A 14,423-nucleotide genomic window follows, 5' to 3' on the forward strand; every position below is an offset into this window, starting at 1 on the left:
TCTTATTTTAAGTCAGCGTAAACCGTTTCTGGATTCTGATTTTTAGTTTTTATTTCGCTTCCGTCTTTTAATGAAGCTACTCCTTCTAATACGATTTGATAGCCTGCCTTTAAGCCACTTGTCACCACATAGTAATTACCCGCTGTATTTTCAGACACTGTTATATTTACATTTTTTGTTTTTCCATCTTTTCCAACGGTAACTACAAAAATCTTGTCCTGTAGTTCAAATGTGGCACTTTGCGGTACGATCAAAACATCTTTTACTTCATTTGGAATTCGAACAGTGGTACTGCTTCCGCTTCTGATCATCCCTTTCGGATTTGGAAAGCGAGCTCTAATGTTTACGGAGCCTGTTTCTGTATTAATTAATCCGTTTACGGTTTCAATGCGCCCTTTTTCAGTGTAAGTTGATCCATCTGAAAGTAATAAGGAAACCTGAGGTAATTGCTTGATTTTTTGAGCCAGTGAACCTGAACTTTTTGTGAAGTTTAAAAGTACTTTTTCGTTCATTGCAAAATAGGCATAAACATTTCCAATACTTGAAACCGTCGTTAAAGGATCTGCATTATTAGAGCTTACCAAGCTTCCTAAACGAAATGGTATCGACCCCACAACGCCGTCAACAGGGCTTGTTACGGTTGTATATCCCAAATTAGTTTTGGCATTAACCAAAGCTGCATTTGCTTGTGCCAGCGTTGCTAGAGCAGATTCATAACTATATTGTGCCGACTCTAAATCGTATTTACTAATGATTCCTTTTTCAACTAAGGGTTTCACTTTATTAATGGCCAGTTTTGCCGCGCTTAAATCTGCCTGAGCGCTTTTAATGCTTGCCGTCGCTGTACGAACCTGCTGCTCATATTCCGGAGCACTTATTTTAAACAAAGGCTGTCCCGTTTTTACTACAGCTCCTTCGTCTACAAAAATTTTATCGATATAACCTTCAACCCTTGGGCGAATTTCTATATTTTGCTGTCCCTGAATACTCGCAGGAAAATCGTTATACAAGGTTGCTGATTGGAGCTGTAAAGTCAGCGTTTTATACTCTTTAACTTGTGATCCGGGTCCGCCCATAGGAGCCTTATCACTTTTATTACCACACGAAGCGATGATCACAGACGCTGCGAAAATGCTTAAAAAGGATTGCTTATTCATAACTTACAAATTTGTAATTATCTATTTATAAAGGTGCAAAAGAAATAAAATACGATACACGAAAAACATCTGATAGACGTAGAGTCGAAGATGATCGATAGAGATAACTTTAGAACCGATGGTTTTTAAAAAAAACTAAACAAGTGTTTAATTTACAAACTCATCGGCTCTAACATTGTTTTTATGGAGTGTAAAACTCTCTTTGGCGATTGGTTTAAAATTTTATTCAAATAAAGTGTAATATTGTCAATTAAAACATAAATTATAATGTCCACAAACTTATTCAGACCTTATTTATTTACCGGATTACACATTCTAAGCTGGGTGTTATTGGGATTTATCATGTTGTTTTATATCCCTATAACATGGAACGTGTTACTTCCATCTGTATTTTGGCTTTGGCAGATGATTATCTTAGTTTTATTAATTATTATTTTTTATTCCAATGCCAAAATTATAGTTCCAAAAACCATTATAAAAGATAATACATCTCCGTTTTTAGTTTGGGTTTTTCTTGCTGTTTTTGTGATGCAGCTAATCGCTTATTTTTATACTTCGGAAACAGATCTTCACACTAAAGTCAGTGAGGTCTTAGGATTTAAAAAATATAGAAATCCTTATTTTGACAATTATGTACTTATGCTGACACTATTGGTTTTAGGAATCAGTACAAGCTGGTCGATGCTTCAATATTGGCAGAAAGCAGCACAGCACAAACAAAAACTGGAACAGGATAAAACAGTAGCAGAATTAGCAATGCTCAAGGCGCAGATCAATCCACACTTTTTCTTTAATTCGCTAAATAGTATTTATTCACTTACTTATACAGATGTTGAAGATTCCAGAAATGCGCTTCACACCTTAAGCCGAATGATGCGATATTTGCTTTACAGCACAGAAGAAACAACAACATTGCTGAAAGAAGCTGAATTTATGAGAGACTTTATCGCTTTGATGAAACTTCGTACCAACAGCAAACTGACTATTACAACTGATATCCCTGAAAAAATACACGATTATCCAATTGTTCCGATGTTATTATTACCTTTAGTAGAAAATGCTTTTAAGCATGGTATTCATGCTACTGATAAAAGTGAAATTCATATTTCGTTTAAGCAGAATGGGAACAATCTTGAATTTGAAGTAGAAAATACCTATTTCGAAAAAACTTCTACTACAGATGAAGGCGGTATTGGACTAACGAATACGAAACGCAGACTTCATTTAATTTACCCTCATAAACATACCTTAACATCAGGCATTGCGAAAAACGGAAAGTACAAAGTAAAACTGCAAATAACTTTAGAATAATGATAGCATTAAAATGTATCGCAGTAGATGATGAACCATTAGCATTAAAATTAGTTCAAACCTTTATTGAGCAGACTCCCTTTTTAGAATTGAGCGCCAGCTGTGATAATGCAGTTGAAGCCATGACTATAATTAAGGACAAGCAGCCTGATCTTGTTTTTCTGGACATCAATATGCCTAATTTAACCGGAATGGAATTGGCCAGACTCCTGCAGGAACAGCCTGGATTGACTCCGAAAATTATTTTTACAACCGCTTACAATCACTATGCAATTGAAGGGTATAAAGTTAATGCAGTCGATTATCTTTTAAAACCTTTTAGTTATGAAGAGTTTTTACGTGCTGCAAATAAAGTACTGCAAATAACTGAAGAATCTTCTAATCATTACCAGCCAATTACAGCAGCAGATGATGAGTTTTTTTTCTTAAAAGTAGAATATCAATGGGTTCGGATTTCTCTAAAAGATGTTTTATATATCGAAAGTTTAAAAGATTATGTAAAGGTACATCTTGTCGATTCTCAAAAAACCGTGCTTTCACTTATATCATTGAAAGCCTTAGAAGAAAAATTACCATCCGCAAAATTTATGAGAATTCATCGTTCTTATATTGTCCCTCTTGACAAAATAAATGCCATCAGCAAGAATTCCATTTTTATTGGAAAAACTGAAATTACGGTTGGCGAGCAATACAAAGAGGCATTTAAAACTATTGTTGAAAAATGGCTTAAATAATATAATAAATACCACATGGAAAAAAGAAGCAATAAATATCATTTGACATTAAGTCTTAAGGAATATGCAAATGGAGAAACAATGCCTGCAAAAGAACTTGGAATTGAATTTGAAAATCACGATGAGATTTTTAGCATTATTGAAAAAATAAAAGCTAAAAACTTATTTGATAATGAATCTGAAGCAACTCAATTTGCATTGGGTTTAAAATTATTTGGGGAAATAAAATTGAAACACCGGAAGAATCCTCTTTTTGATGAAATAAATGAAGTCTTTCCCGTCTTCATGAAAAAGTTGAAAACTTTGTAAAAAGCAAAAACGCTTCAGATATGTGAAGCGTTTTTTTGTATAAATGAAAACCAATAAATTAAGCTTTTACTTTTCTTTTAACTGTACAGCCAATTTCTTTTGTCTGAGTAATGGCTGGTTTTTGATTGTTTTTTAATGATTCAATAACATCTTCAGCATATTTTATTTTTTCTGTTTTAGTTCCTTCCGGATCATTGTCAATTGCGCCAACATATTCTACCACATTTCCTTTAGCAGATTTTGAGACAATAAAAATATGTGGTGTACGCTTTGCTCCATATTGATCCGTTACTTTTTGTCCTGCATCAAATAAATAAGGGAAAGGATACTTTTTATTTTTAGCTAATTCCTGCATTTTATTAAAAGCATCATCTGGCTGTGCTTCCGGATCATTTGGGTTAATTGCAATTACCGGATATCCCTGAGGTCTGAATTTATTGTCTAAATCGATAATTCTTTGCTCATACGCCACTGCATACGGACATGTATTACAAGTAAAAACTACAATGAATCCTTTTGCTTTTGGAAAAGTTGCAAATGAAACTTCTTTATTATCAATGTTTTTCAATTTGAAATCAGGTGCAGCATCCCCCGCTTTAAGGGTTGTAGTTTGTGCCTGAGAAAGAAAGGCAGAAAATGCAAGTACTATTAAAATGATTATTTTTTTCATAATAAATTTTGATGTTTTATAGTTAATTAATTATTGATATTGTATTTTTTTATATTCAGTTAATAATTGTTCATAGTTAAATTCGCTTTCGACAAATTTTCGTTTATTTCCTTTAATAAAAATAGTTGCCGGAATACTGCCAGACCAGGATGGATCAATACGGTCTATATATTCCTGCGGACTGCTTTCATTCAGTAAAAAAACTTCATTCTGAAGGTTTTTCCTTTTGACAAAAGGCTCAACGGCAGAACTCAGTTTGGATTTAAAATCAACACTAATCAGTAATACAACCAATTTGTCAGATTTATATTCTGCTCCAAGTTTTTCAAAATGAGGCAACTCTTTGATGCACGGAGCACACCAGGTAGCCCAAAAATTCACTACATACGTACTGTCTTTTCCAGTCTTTATACGTTCGTTCAACTGGTTGATATTAATTAGCTTTACATTTTGGCTATAGGTAGTAGCTGAAAAGATTAAGAGAAAAATATATATTTTAAAAGTGTGAATTTTCATAGATTTTCAAAATTTAATATTTTTTGCCTTACAAATATAAACTAATGAAGTTTTGTCAAAAATTATTTATTGTTAATTAAAGTTAAATATTGGTAATATCACTGAAAACTTAGGAAGCAAAATTATTTTCAAGAATTATTGATTTAAATAAATTTTTATTTAGACAAGAGATAATCATTTAAACAACAACCACAATAGTTAACTATTTGATAACATTTAGGTTACTGTAAATTTATATTTATTTACTTATTTTGAATAAAACAAATCGTTATGAAATTCTTTAGCTTAAAATTTCTGGTTTCATTCAAAGAATGGCTTTTTCTCAGAGCTATGCATTCATCATTCATTCATTAATTTTCAAAATAAAGGAAAGTACATCTGAATGAATAAATTAGAGAAGTCATTTTTAAATAAAGACCAATTTGGTCAGGATTTTCTTTGGGGTGTTTCTACCGCCGCTTTTCAAATAGAAGGAGCTCATGAAAGTGATGGAAAAGGCCCTTCTATATGGGATGTTTTTACCAGTCAAAAGGGTAAAATAAAAAACGGGCATCATGCTATAAATGCATGTGATTTTTATAATTGCTATAAGGATGATATTAGTTTAGTCCGTGAATTAAACATTCCTAATTTTAGATTTTCTATTAGCTGGTCACGAATTATGCCTACTGGCGTTTATCCTGTAAACCAATCAGGTATAGATTATTACAACAAAGTAATTGATTTTTTACTTGAATGCGAAATTGAACCCTGGGTCACTCTTTATCATTGGGATTTACCACATGCCCTGGAAGTAAAAGGAGGATGGACAAACAGAGAATGTACCTCATGGTTTTCGGATTATACAGAAGTATGTGCCCAGCATTTTGGTAATCGCGTAAAAAACTGGATGGTTATAAACGAACCTTCGGTTTTTACGGGCGCAGGATATTTTCTTGGCATTCATGCTCCAGGCAAAAAAGGCATTACCAATTATTTAAAAGCAATTCATCACGTAACGCTGGCAACAGCTTCCGGTGCCAAAAAACTAAGGCAATATATTCCTGATGCCAATATTGGCACTACTTTTTCCTGTACTCATATCGAACCCTTCTCAGATAAACCTACAGATGTTCAGGCTGCTAAACGTGTCGACACGCTATTAAACAGAACTTTTATAGAGCCAATTTTGGGGCTTGGATATCCACAGAGTGATCTTCCGGTACTTAAAAAACTTAATAATTATATTCAGGGTGATGATTTACAAAATTTAGCTTTTGACTTTGATTTCATAGGGCTGCAGTGTTACACCAGGGAAATAGTTAAATCATCATTGCTTACTCCATATATTGGTGCCGAATTGGTAAGTGCAGAAAAAAGAAATGTCATATCTACTGAAATGGGATGGGAAATTTATCCTCCTGCCCTATATTATATTCTTCAAAAATTTAATTCGTATAAAGGAATTAAAAAAATTATAATTACCGAAAACGGAGCTGCATTTCCTGATACAGTTACAAACGGAAAAGTATATGATATTAAACGAACTCATTATATACAAGATCATTTAGAGCAGTTACTTAAAGCTAAAAAAGAAGGTTGTAAAGTCGATGGTTATTTTGTCTGGAGCCTTACTGACAACTTTGAATGGGCTGAAGGTTACAATGCAAGGTTTGGCTTAGTGTATATAGATTTTGAAACTCAAAAGAGAACCATTAAACAATCAGGAATATGGTTTAGAGATTTTTTAGAAACAAATCAGACAATTATATAATTTAGGAACTAAATTATATAAAACAATCATAAAAATTGATCCTTATTTTTATGCCGTAAATTTAAGAATGAATGGAAACAGAAACTCAAATCTTCTGGTTATTTATACTTGCGATTCCCATTGCCTGCATAAGCTGGACTGTAACTCAGGAAGAAATATTCCGCGAACCCAGAGAATGGTGTGTTAACTGTTCTAAAAACAATAAGAAAATTTTAATTCGGAAATTTTTTTATCTTTTTACATGCGAATATTGCTTCAGCCATTATATCACTATTTTTTTTATCTGTATTTGCAATTTTAAACTTTTAATTGACGATGCAAGAGGCTATCTAATTGCCGGATTTTCGCTGGTTTTTGTTGCCAATATCTACATGAGTCTTTTTGCTTTGTTAAGACAGACAATTAAAAAAGAAAAAGTAGAAATCAAAAAGATTGAAAATAGTGACGAATTATAATTCAATAAAACAAAAAAACTGCTCTTTAAACAAAAAGCAGTTTTTTGATATTAAAAATGTTTTGTATTAGTTTTTCAAAGAAGCCATATCAATTACAAAACGATATTTAATATCTCCTTTTAATAATCTTTCATAGGCGTCATTAACATCGTTTACCCCAATTAATTCAATATCGGCAATAATATTATGTTCTGCACAAAAGTCGAGCATCTCCTGAGTTTCTGCAATTCCGCCAATCATTGAGCCGGCAAAACTTCTTCTTCCTAATATAAGGCTGAATGATGTTACTGGGAGCGGTTCCATTGGTGCGCCGACTAAAACCAAATTTCCATCTACTTTTAATAAATTCAGATAAGCATCAATACTATGTTCTGCCGATACACAGTCTAAAATAAAATTTAGACTTCGAGCATGTTGTGCCATCTGTTCTGTATCGGTAGATAAAACTACTTCATCAGCACCCAAACGTTTAGCATCTTGGGTTTTAGATAATGAAGTTGTAAAAACTACCACATGAGCCCCCATAGCTTTAGCTAATTTGATTCCCATATGACCTAAACCGCCAATACCTACAATGCCCACTTTTTGTCCAGGCCCCACTTTCCAGTGTTTTAAAGGAGAATACGTTGTTATTCCGGCACAAAGCAACGGAGCAACTCCGGCAAGATCAAGCTTATCTGAAATGTGTAATACATAATTTTCATCCACAACAATACTTTCTGAATAACCACCAAAAGTTTGTCCTCCTAAATGAGCGTCCGGAGAGTTAAAAGTCAAAATACTTCCTTCATCACAGAATTGCTCCAAATCACTTTTACAATGTTCACATTCTCTACAGGAGTCAACCATACACCCTACTCCGGCTAATTGACCTACTTTGAAATTATTAACATGGTCACCAACTTTGATAATTCTTCCCACAATTTCATGTCCCGGAACTATTGGATAAATTGTTCCGTGCCATTCATTTCTGGCTGAATGTAAATCAGAATGGCAAATACCGCAATACAAAATTTCAATTTCTACATCGTGTGCCTGTACAATACGACGTTTGATGTCTAATGTTTTCAATGGTGCTTCAGCAGCTTCTGTACCAAAGGCTTTTATATTTTTTGTTTCCATAATATTTTTTGTTTTTTGGTTTGTTTTAGATTTCAGATTCAAGAAACTTGGAACCTTAGCGATTCAAAAAAATTAGTGACTGCTTAGAAGATAATATTCTCCATCGGTTACTTTTTCTAACCATGTTCCGTGGCCTTTATCAATTTCTGTAATAATGGCAACATAAGAGAACTTGTCAAACGGAGTAGCTCCATACCAATGTTCAACTTCCGGCAGAATTGTAACGACTTCATTTTTAGTAAGCATACGAACTGCACTTCCTCTTTCCTGATAATATCCAGTTCCGTCTTTTGCAATAAGCATGTGCAAAGTTGCATTGCTATGCCAGTTACTTCTTGCGCAAGGTTCAAAAGTAACTTCCTTAATAACAGTATTTTCAGGATGAATATCACTGCTTTGTTTCTTATAGGAAACCTCGCCCGTCATATAAGCACCAGGAACTTTTCCTTCTTCGATAACAGCTGAATAATTTGTTGACATAAATTTAGTTATTTTTTTGAGATTAACTTTACTTGAAACTACTATACATCAATCATAAGTTTCAGAATCAGAGAACTAAATTTAAGAAAGCCAGAAATCGCTTTATGAAGTATTATTTAGTCTGTAAAAAACTGATCAATGATCAATACTGTAATTTCAAAGCAAAATTAGGTCAACAATACTTTTTGAAAATAACAATATTCAAACAAAAAATTATGAAATTGAAACAATTTATACTCGCAGGGATTTCGGAATCGTACCTGTAAGTCTTTTAAAGTAATTATTGAAATAGCTTGGGTATTCAAATCCGAGAGAATACCCAATATCGGCAATACTCCAGTCTGTATGCTGAAGCAATGCTTTTGCTTCTCCTATAATTCTTTCTGTAATATGTGCTGTGGTCGATTTTCCGGTAATCTCTTTTACCGAGCGATTAAGATGGTTCACATGTACCGAAAGGCTTTGAGCGTAATCCTGCGGTGTTTTCAAGGCAAGAGGCTGATCTTTTGTTTCAACCGGAAATTGTCTTTCCAAAAGTTCTAAAAATAAAGAGGTAATTCTTGATGAAGCATTTTTATGTCTGAAAAAATTTTCTGAAGGCTGTATCTTCATTGATTCATGGATAATCAGATTAATATAACTACGCATCAAATCGTCTTTAAAAACATAATCTGTTTCATATTCTTTTATCATTTTCTGAAATAAAGAATCTATAAAGTTCTTTTGTTCAACACATAAAGAAAAAATTGGAGTCCCCCCTATTTTAAACAAAGGTGATTCATGAAGTGTATCTGAACGATCTTTTGCTCTCAAAAATTCTTCCGTAAAAACACAAGCATATCCTTCATGTTCACCAGAAACTATTTCCCAGGAATAAGGTATAATCGGATTACCAAAAAACAGAATTGTACCGTCAGTTTCTATTCCGCGGTCAGCATATTGTATAATACTTTTACTGGTGTTAATACAAATTTTATAAAAATCTCTACGACTGTAAACCGGAATTTTACTTAAATCTCCATTTATTTGATACACTTTAAAGCCCTTCAACTTTAAATCTGAAGTAAAATCGCAATTCTGAGTTTCTGTTTCATTATTCATTTTGCAAAGTTATGAAAATCAAACAAAAAAAAGTTAGTTTCAGGTTTCAGTTTATAGACTTACTTTCAAAGTACGCAAAGGGTTAATAACTATGCTAAGTTTTTTTAACCAGAGCAAAAGCATGCTCTCGAAGCCACAAATTTTTTTTCTTGTAAACTTTGCGGTTAAACTTGAAACCTGAAACCTGAAACAAAAATTTTATCTTTGCTATATGAAAGATTTACAGCCTGTAATAGATTATGTTTCCAGATACATTGATTTAACTGATGACGAAAAAAAGCATCTGGCTACCTTTTTAAAGATAACTAAAGTCAAAAAAAGACAATTTATTGTACAGCCCGGTTTTGTATGCAGACATAAAAGTTATGTGGTTAAAGGAGCATTCAGAGGTTATCTGGTCGATAATGATGGAAAAGAACATACACTTTCATTTGCAATCGAAGACTGGTGGATTTCCGATTACAGCAGTTTGATTTATCAGGAACCTGCCACATTGTTTGTAGAAGCGCTCGAAGATTCAGTTCTCATTCAGATTGAATACGAAGACGAGCAAAAATTTTTAAAAGAGATTCCGAAACTTGAAAAATTTGAACGCATTATTACGCAGCGCTCTTTAGCTTTTCATCAAAAAAGACTTTTATCGAATTTAACCAAAACTGCCGAAGAACGTTATGATGAATTTATGAGCAAATATTCCGCAATTGCTCAACGCGTTCCTCAATATGCATTAGCTTCTTATTTAGGTTTCAGTACCGAGTATTTAAGTAAAATACGCAATCGCAAAATTTCAAAAAGTTAAACTGGTTCAACTTTATTTCCTAAACCAGTTCATTTTTATTTTTCTTATTCTGTCCCAGATTTGCATAGTCAATACCGACAAATAATTTAAATTAATAAAAATGAAAACTACCATTTTGATTTCAGCATTTTCGCTTCTTTTTATGGCTTGCGACAGCGAGAAAAAATCCGGAGAAACTTCCGTTTCCCTTAAAAGCAAATATACCCTTACAAATTCAGGTCTTTATCCTGAAGGAATTGATTATGATTCCAAAAACCAAAAATTTTTATTGAGTTCCCTACAAAAAGGAGCCGTTTATGCAATGAATCCAAAAGGCGAAGTATCTGTTTTTGCTACAAGCAGTAAACTTGTTTTACCAACAGGTGTGTACACTGACGAAATTCGGAACCGACTGATAGTAGCCAATGCAGATTTGGGAATTTCGCAAAAAAGTATCACAGGAAGCGCAGGAACTATAGCGACTGCCAGTATTTTTAATATTACCTCAGGTGAATTGATAAAAGAAGTTGATCTAAAGATTTTTACCCCAAATGCAGGTTCCTGCCCGAATGATATTGCGGTTGATAGCAACGGAAACATTTATATTACCGATTCTTTCTCCCCGATTATTTATAAACTTGATACTAATTACAATGCTTCCGTATTTAGAGAAAACACTTTATTTCAGCCAAAGCCAAATGAATTCGGTTTAAACGGAATTGTTTTTCACCCCGACGGCTATTTACTGGCAGTTAAAACAGATACTTCTCAATTGCTAAAAATATCGCTTACTGATCCTAAAAACATTACAGAAGTAACAGGAATAGCATTTAACGCTCCTGACGGAATAGAATTAGACAAAAACAACAATTTAGTTATTGTAGAAAATGGTTTAGGATTAGGCAAAACGTATACTTTTAGCAGCACAGACAATTGGTCTAGTGCATCTAAAATAAGCGAAACCAACATTGGAAAAGATGAATTCCCAACCACCGCTGCTTTGGCTTCTGACGGCAATGTTTATGTTATTAGCTCTAAATTAGGTAAATTATTATCCGGAGATAAGAGCCAGTCATCTTATACAATTCAAAGGGTAAATTAAGTTTTTTTTTCAGGTTTCAAGTTTCACGTTTAATAAACGCAAAACTTGAAACCTGAAATTATTTTTTCATAACTAAAGTTCCTGTATTTAATCCATTGGCAGCAGCCGATAAAACTACTTCAGCAGCATTTTCGTCTTTTTGGATGATAATTTGAGCATATCCGTTAAAGAGTTTTCTTTTCCATGCCTCAGCCGTTGTAATCACCTGAATAATTCCAGGGTCTGCATTCATAACATCCCAGTCTTTTATTTTTTGTAAAGGCGGTGCAATAATCTGAATGGTATTTATTCCCTGCATTAAAACATTGCTATTCAAAACATACTTTTGATCATCTTCTGCACTGGCAGCAATTTTATTTCCGTTTACAAAAACAACTGCATCTGTGCCTATTTTTTTATAAAAGAAATTCACAGTATTTGATTTTTGATCGTTTCTTAATTCAAATTTACCGCGATACACATAAGCCGGAGCCTGATTTTTATAATCACGGTCTTTAAAGGCTTCTTTCCAGCTGTTATCATCAGACGATATTGATTTTGAAGCATTTGTTGAGGGTAATTTTTTTTCTTCAAAATTCGTAATCGGAACAAGTTCAACTGCGTCAATGAATTGATCTCTTTCTAAAGAAGTCGGATTACCGTTTCCAACACCTAGAATCTTTCCTCCTTTTACTAAAAATGTAATTTCATGATTCGCTGTTGGTACATGCAATCCCTTTTTGTCTGTAGTTTCAACCGTCACAACTACTACATTTCCATTAGGCTGATTTTCTTTATCAGCAGAAAGCTTTATATTTTGAGGTGTTTCTGTAGTTTTTTGAACTTCCGAAAGTACTTTTTTGCCGTTTTTATATCCAATTGCTTCAAGAGTTCCGGATGCATATTTCACTTTCCATTCTAAATGGCTATTTTGCTCCATTTTCTTTTTACCAAGACTCTTTTTGTTCATAAAAAGTTCTACTTCATCACAGTTTGAATGTACCCAGACATCTATTTCCTTTCCTTCCATTCCACTCCAGTTCCAGTGTGGCATAATATGTAAAACCAGTTCTTTCCCCCACCATGATTTCAGATAAAACACATTGTCTTTCGGGAAACCGCAAACATCCATCATTCCAAAATAAGAGGTAACCGACGGCCAGCCATAAGGTGTAGGTTCTCCACGATAATCAAAACCTGTCCAGATAAACATTCCGGCTAAATAAGGTCTCTCAGCATAAAACTTCCATCCTTCTTCAATACTGTAAAATGTCGGACGTGGTTTTTTGTCGTAAGCACTTTTATAATGTTTGGCTTCATCATCAAAATATATACCGCGCGTTGCAAACGTAGAGCCTTCCTCTGTACCCATTCCAGGCTGTTCTTTGAATTGATTTCGATGCGCATCTATATCTCCGTTACCCAAATAATTATAGCCCATAATTTCAACCACTGACGATATTCCGCTTTTGAAACCACTGCTGATACCAACCGTAACAGGTCTTGTAGTGTCAATACTTTTTGTAAATCCCTGCATGACATTTGTAATACGTTCGCCAGCGATACCACCTTCAATATTCCACTCTTCATTTCCAACCGACCAGCAAAAAATACTTGGATGATTTCGGTCACGCTCTATCATTCGTTTTAAATCATTGAGGTGATAATCGTTAATTCCCATCAAACGGGTTTCATCAATAACCAGCATTCCGAGTTTGTCACAGGCATCAACCAATTCTGGTGTAGGCGGATGATGCGAGCAACGATAGGCATTAGAACCCATTTCTTTCAGCTTTTTGATTCGGAAATACTGCAACTCATCCGGCAAAGCTGTTCCAATTCCGGCATGATCCTGATGATTGTTCGTTCCTTTTAATTTTACCGGTTTTCCGTTAAGGAAGAATCCTTTCTCAGCATCAAACCGAATTGTGCGGATTCCGAAAGAAGTTTCATAGCGGTCAATTAATTTCCCCTCCTGCTTAATTTCAGTTATCAAGCGATATAAATTCGGATTTTCGATATCCCATAATAATGGATTATTGACTTGTAATTTCGAACTGTAATTGGACGTTTTATAAAAATCCGGAGCAATAACATTTTGGGAAATGTTTGCAATTTGTTTTCCTTCAGCATCTAAAATACTTTGGAGAATTTCAATTTGACCTTTATAATTCCCTTTATTTTCAACAGAGACTTCAGCGGTAACTTCAGCATTGTTTTCTTTTATTTCGGAGGTTACATAAGTCCCATTTGCAATTACATGAATTGGATTTGTTTTCTTCAGATATACATGCCTGTAAATTCCGGCACCTTCATAAAACCAGCCTTCTTCCATAGAAGCATCAACACGCACAACAATCGTATTTTCTCCGCCGTAATTTACATAAGCAGTAATATCGTATTCAAATCCATTATAGCCGCTTTCTTCAGTTCCGAGATAATATCCGTTAAAAAACACTTTTGAATTTCTAAAAACACCGTCGAATTTCAGCGAAATAATTTTTCCTTTATCTGTTTCCGGAATATTGATTTTTTTTCGGTACCAGCCAATACTTTTTTCAGGAAAACCTTTTCCGGCTGTTTTAAATCCGTGGCTGAAACTGCCTTTTTCACTAAAAGCCTGCTCCACCGCCCAATCATGTGGAAGATCTAATTTTCGCCACGCACGGTCATCAAAATTTTGCGCTGCAGGTCCGTCACCAAATCCGGTTTTAGTTAAATAGGAAAAATAGCCTGTTGCATGATTAAAATCTTTCTGGGTATCATATAAATGACCAAACGAAAAACGCCAGTCTTTATCAATTAAAATCAAATCTCTTTCAGTTTGTTTTTGTGCTGAAATACAAAAAGATATGGAAAATACTAAAAAGAGAAAAAATCGATTAATACCAATAGATTTCATAAATAATTCCGGTTAATTTGATAATTGTATAAAGTTTATAAATATACCCTTTTT

General features: G+C 33.9%; 14 protein-coding genes. 7 read left to right on the top strand and 7 right to left on the bottom strand.

Features of this window, described 5'->3' with window-relative positions:
• Nucleotides 1–2: 2 nt before the first annotated feature.
• Entirely contained in the window at nt 3–1,157 is a 1,155-nt protein-coding gene (locus tag BXU10_RS15140) for an efflux RND transporter periplasmic adaptor subunit (protein WP_078228168.1), read from the bottom strand.
• Nucleotides 1,158–1,424: 267 nt separating this feature from the next.
• On the opposite strand from BXU10_RS15140, the gene BXU10_RS15145 reads away from it, so the two are divergent.
• Genes BXU10_RS15145 through BXU10_RS15155 form a run of 3 tightly spaced genes read left to right on the top strand, consistent with a single transcriptional unit; the run spans nt 1,425 to nt 3,511 of the window.
• A complete protein-coding gene (locus BXU10_RS15145) occupies nt 1,425–2,468 on the top strand; it encodes a sensor histidine kinase (protein ID WP_078228169.1) in 1,044 nt (347 codons plus the stop codon).
• Nucleotides 2,468–3,202, top strand: a complete 735-nt coding sequence (locus tag BXU10_RS15150) for a LytTR family DNA-binding domain-containing protein (protein WP_078228170.1) — start codon at nt 2,468–2,470, stop codon at nt 3,200–3,202. Before BXU10_RS15145 ends, BXU10_RS15150 begins: the two co-directional genes overlap by 1 nt.
• Nucleotides 3,203–3,217: 15 nt before the next feature.
• Nucleotides 3,218–3,511 (top strand): DUF3861 domain-containing protein, encoded by a 294-nt coding sequence (locus BXU10_RS15155; RefSeq protein ID WP_078228171.1) that lies wholly within the window; start codon nt 3,218–3,220, stop codon nt 3,509–3,511.
• 58 nt (nt 3,512–3,569) lie between these two features.
• On the opposite strand, the gene BXU10_RS15160 is transcribed toward BXU10_RS15155, so the two are convergent.
• Nucleotides 3,570–4,181: a thioredoxin family protein gene (locus BXU10_RS15160; protein WP_078228172.1), complete on the bottom strand. Its 612-nt coding sequence runs from the start codon at nt 4,179–4,181 to the stop codon at nt 3,570–3,572.
• Nucleotides 4,182–4,211: 30 nt separating this feature from the next.
• Nucleotides 4,212–4,697: a TlpA family protein disulfide reductase gene (locus BXU10_RS15165; protein ID WP_078228173.1), complete on the bottom strand. Its 486-nt coding sequence runs from the start codon at nt 4,695–4,697 to the stop codon at nt 4,212–4,214.
• 382 nt (nt 4,698–5,079) lie between these two features.
• Between BXU10_RS15165 and BXU10_RS15170 the strand changes: the two genes are divergently transcribed.
• Nucleotides 5,080–6,450, top strand: a complete 1,371-nt coding sequence (locus BXU10_RS15170; protein ID WP_078228174.1) for a GH1 family beta-glucosidase — start codon at nt 5,080–5,082, stop codon at nt 6,448–6,450.
• Nucleotides 6,451–6,521: 71 nt separating this feature from the next.
• A complete protein-coding gene (locus tag BXU10_RS15175; RefSeq protein WP_031453540.1) occupies nt 6,522–6,905 on the top strand; it encodes a hypothetical protein in 384 nt (127 codons plus the stop codon).
• Between the two features lie 66 nt (nt 6,906–6,971).
• Here the strand turns inward: BXU10_RS15175 and BXU10_RS15180 are convergent, their stop codons facing one another.
• From BXU10_RS15180 to BXU10_RS15190, 3 genes are all read right to left on the bottom strand, one after another.
• Entirely contained in the window at nt 6,972–8,027 is a 1,056-nt protein-coding gene (locus BXU10_RS15180; RefSeq protein ID WP_078228847.1) for an NAD(P)-dependent alcohol dehydrogenase, read from the bottom strand.
• A 72-nt stretch (nt 8,028–8,099) separates the two neighbouring features.
• Complete coding sequence (locus tag BXU10_RS15185; RefSeq protein ID WP_078228175.1) at nt 8,100–8,507, bottom strand: cupin domain-containing protein; 408 nt, start codon at nt 8,505–8,507, stop codon at nt 8,100–8,102.
• A 231-nt stretch (nt 8,508–8,738) separates the two neighbouring features.
• A complete protein-coding gene (locus BXU10_RS15190) occupies nt 8,739–9,608 on the bottom strand; it encodes an AraC family transcriptional regulator (protein WP_078228176.1) in 870 nt (289 codons plus the stop codon).
• 211 nt (nt 9,609–9,819) lie between these two features.
• Here BXU10_RS15190 and BXU10_RS15195 point away from each other — a divergent pair, with 211 nt between their 5' ends.
• Entirely contained in the window at nt 9,820–10,407 is a 588-nt protein-coding gene (locus BXU10_RS15195; RefSeq protein ID WP_078228177.1) for a Crp/Fnr family transcriptional regulator, read from the top strand.
• 100 nt (nt 10,408–10,507) lie between these two features.
• Nucleotides 10,508–11,488, top strand: a complete 981-nt coding sequence (locus tag BXU10_RS15200) for an SMP-30/gluconolactonase/LRE family protein (RefSeq protein WP_078228178.1) — start codon at nt 10,508–10,510, stop codon at nt 11,486–11,488.
• A gap of 58 nt (nt 11,489–11,546) precedes the next feature.
• Here BXU10_RS15200 and galA read toward each other — a convergent pair whose 3' ends face one another.
• Complete coding sequence (galA, locus tag BXU10_RS15205) at nt 11,547–14,369, bottom strand: beta-galactosidase GalA (RefSeq protein ID WP_078228179.1); 2,823 nt, start codon at nt 14,367–14,369, stop codon at nt 11,547–11,549.
• Nucleotides 14,370–14,423: the final 54 nt, after the last annotated feature.

Source organism: Flavobacterium sp. LM4 (assembly GCF_002017935.1).
Taxonomy (GTDB): Bacteria; Bacteroidota; Bacteroidia; order Flavobacteriales; family Flavobacteriaceae; genus Flavobacterium; species Flavobacterium chungangense.

Excerpts from the sequence above, each read along its gene's own strand:
- BXU10_RS15140 (WP_078228168.1), bottom strand. The coding sequence starts at position 1,157 with ATGAATAAGCAATCCTTTTTAAGCATTTTCGCAGCGTCTGTGATCATC.
- BXU10_RS15150 (WP_078228170.1), top strand. The coding sequence starts at position 2,468 with ATGATAGCATTAAAATGTATCGCAGTAGATGATGAACCATTAGCATTA.
- BXU10_RS15175 (WP_031453540.1), top strand. The coding sequence starts at position 6,522 with ATGGAAACAGAAACTCAAATCTTCTGGTTATTTATACTTGCGATTCCC.
- BXU10_RS15185 (WP_078228175.1), bottom strand. The coding sequence starts at position 8,507 with ATGTCAACAAATTATTCAGCTGTTATCGAAGAAGGAAAAGTTCCTGGT.
- BXU10_RS15160 (WP_078228172.1), bottom strand. The coding sequence starts at position 4,181 with ATGAAAAAAATAATCATTTTAATAGTACTTGCATTTTCTGCCTTTCTT.
- BXU10_RS15180 (WP_078228847.1), bottom strand. The coding sequence starts at position 8,027 with ATGGAAACAAAAAATATAAAAGCCTTTGGTACAGAAGCTGCTGAAGCA.
- BXU10_RS15155 (WP_078228171.1), top strand. The coding sequence starts at position 3,218 with ATGGAAAAAAGAAGCAATAAATATCATTTGACATTAAGTCTTAAGGAA.
- galA (WP_078228179.1), bottom strand. The coding sequence starts at position 14,369 with ATGAAATCTATTGGTATTAATCGATTTTTTCTCTTTTTAGTATTTTCC.
- BXU10_RS15195 (WP_078228177.1), top strand. The coding sequence starts at position 9,820 with ATGAAAGATTTACAGCCTGTAATAGATTATGTTTCCAGATACATTGAT.
- BXU10_RS15165 (WP_078228173.1), bottom strand. The coding sequence starts at position 4,697 with ATGAAAATTCACACTTTTAAAATATATATTTTTCTCTTAATCTTTTCA.
- BXU10_RS15200 (WP_078228178.1), top strand. The coding sequence starts at position 10,508 with ATGAAAACTACCATTTTGATTTCAGCATTTTCGCTTCTTTTTATGGCT.
- BXU10_RS15170 (WP_078228174.1), top strand. The coding sequence starts at position 5,080 with ATGAATAAATTAGAGAAGTCATTTTTAAATAAAGACCAATTTGGTCAG.
- BXU10_RS15190 (WP_078228176.1), bottom strand. The coding sequence starts at position 9,608 with ATGAATAATGAAACAGAAACTCAGAATTGCGATTTTACTTCAGATTTA.
- BXU10_RS15145 (WP_078228169.1), top strand. The coding sequence starts at position 1,425 with ATGTCCACAAACTTATTCAGACCTTATTTATTTACCGGATTACACATT.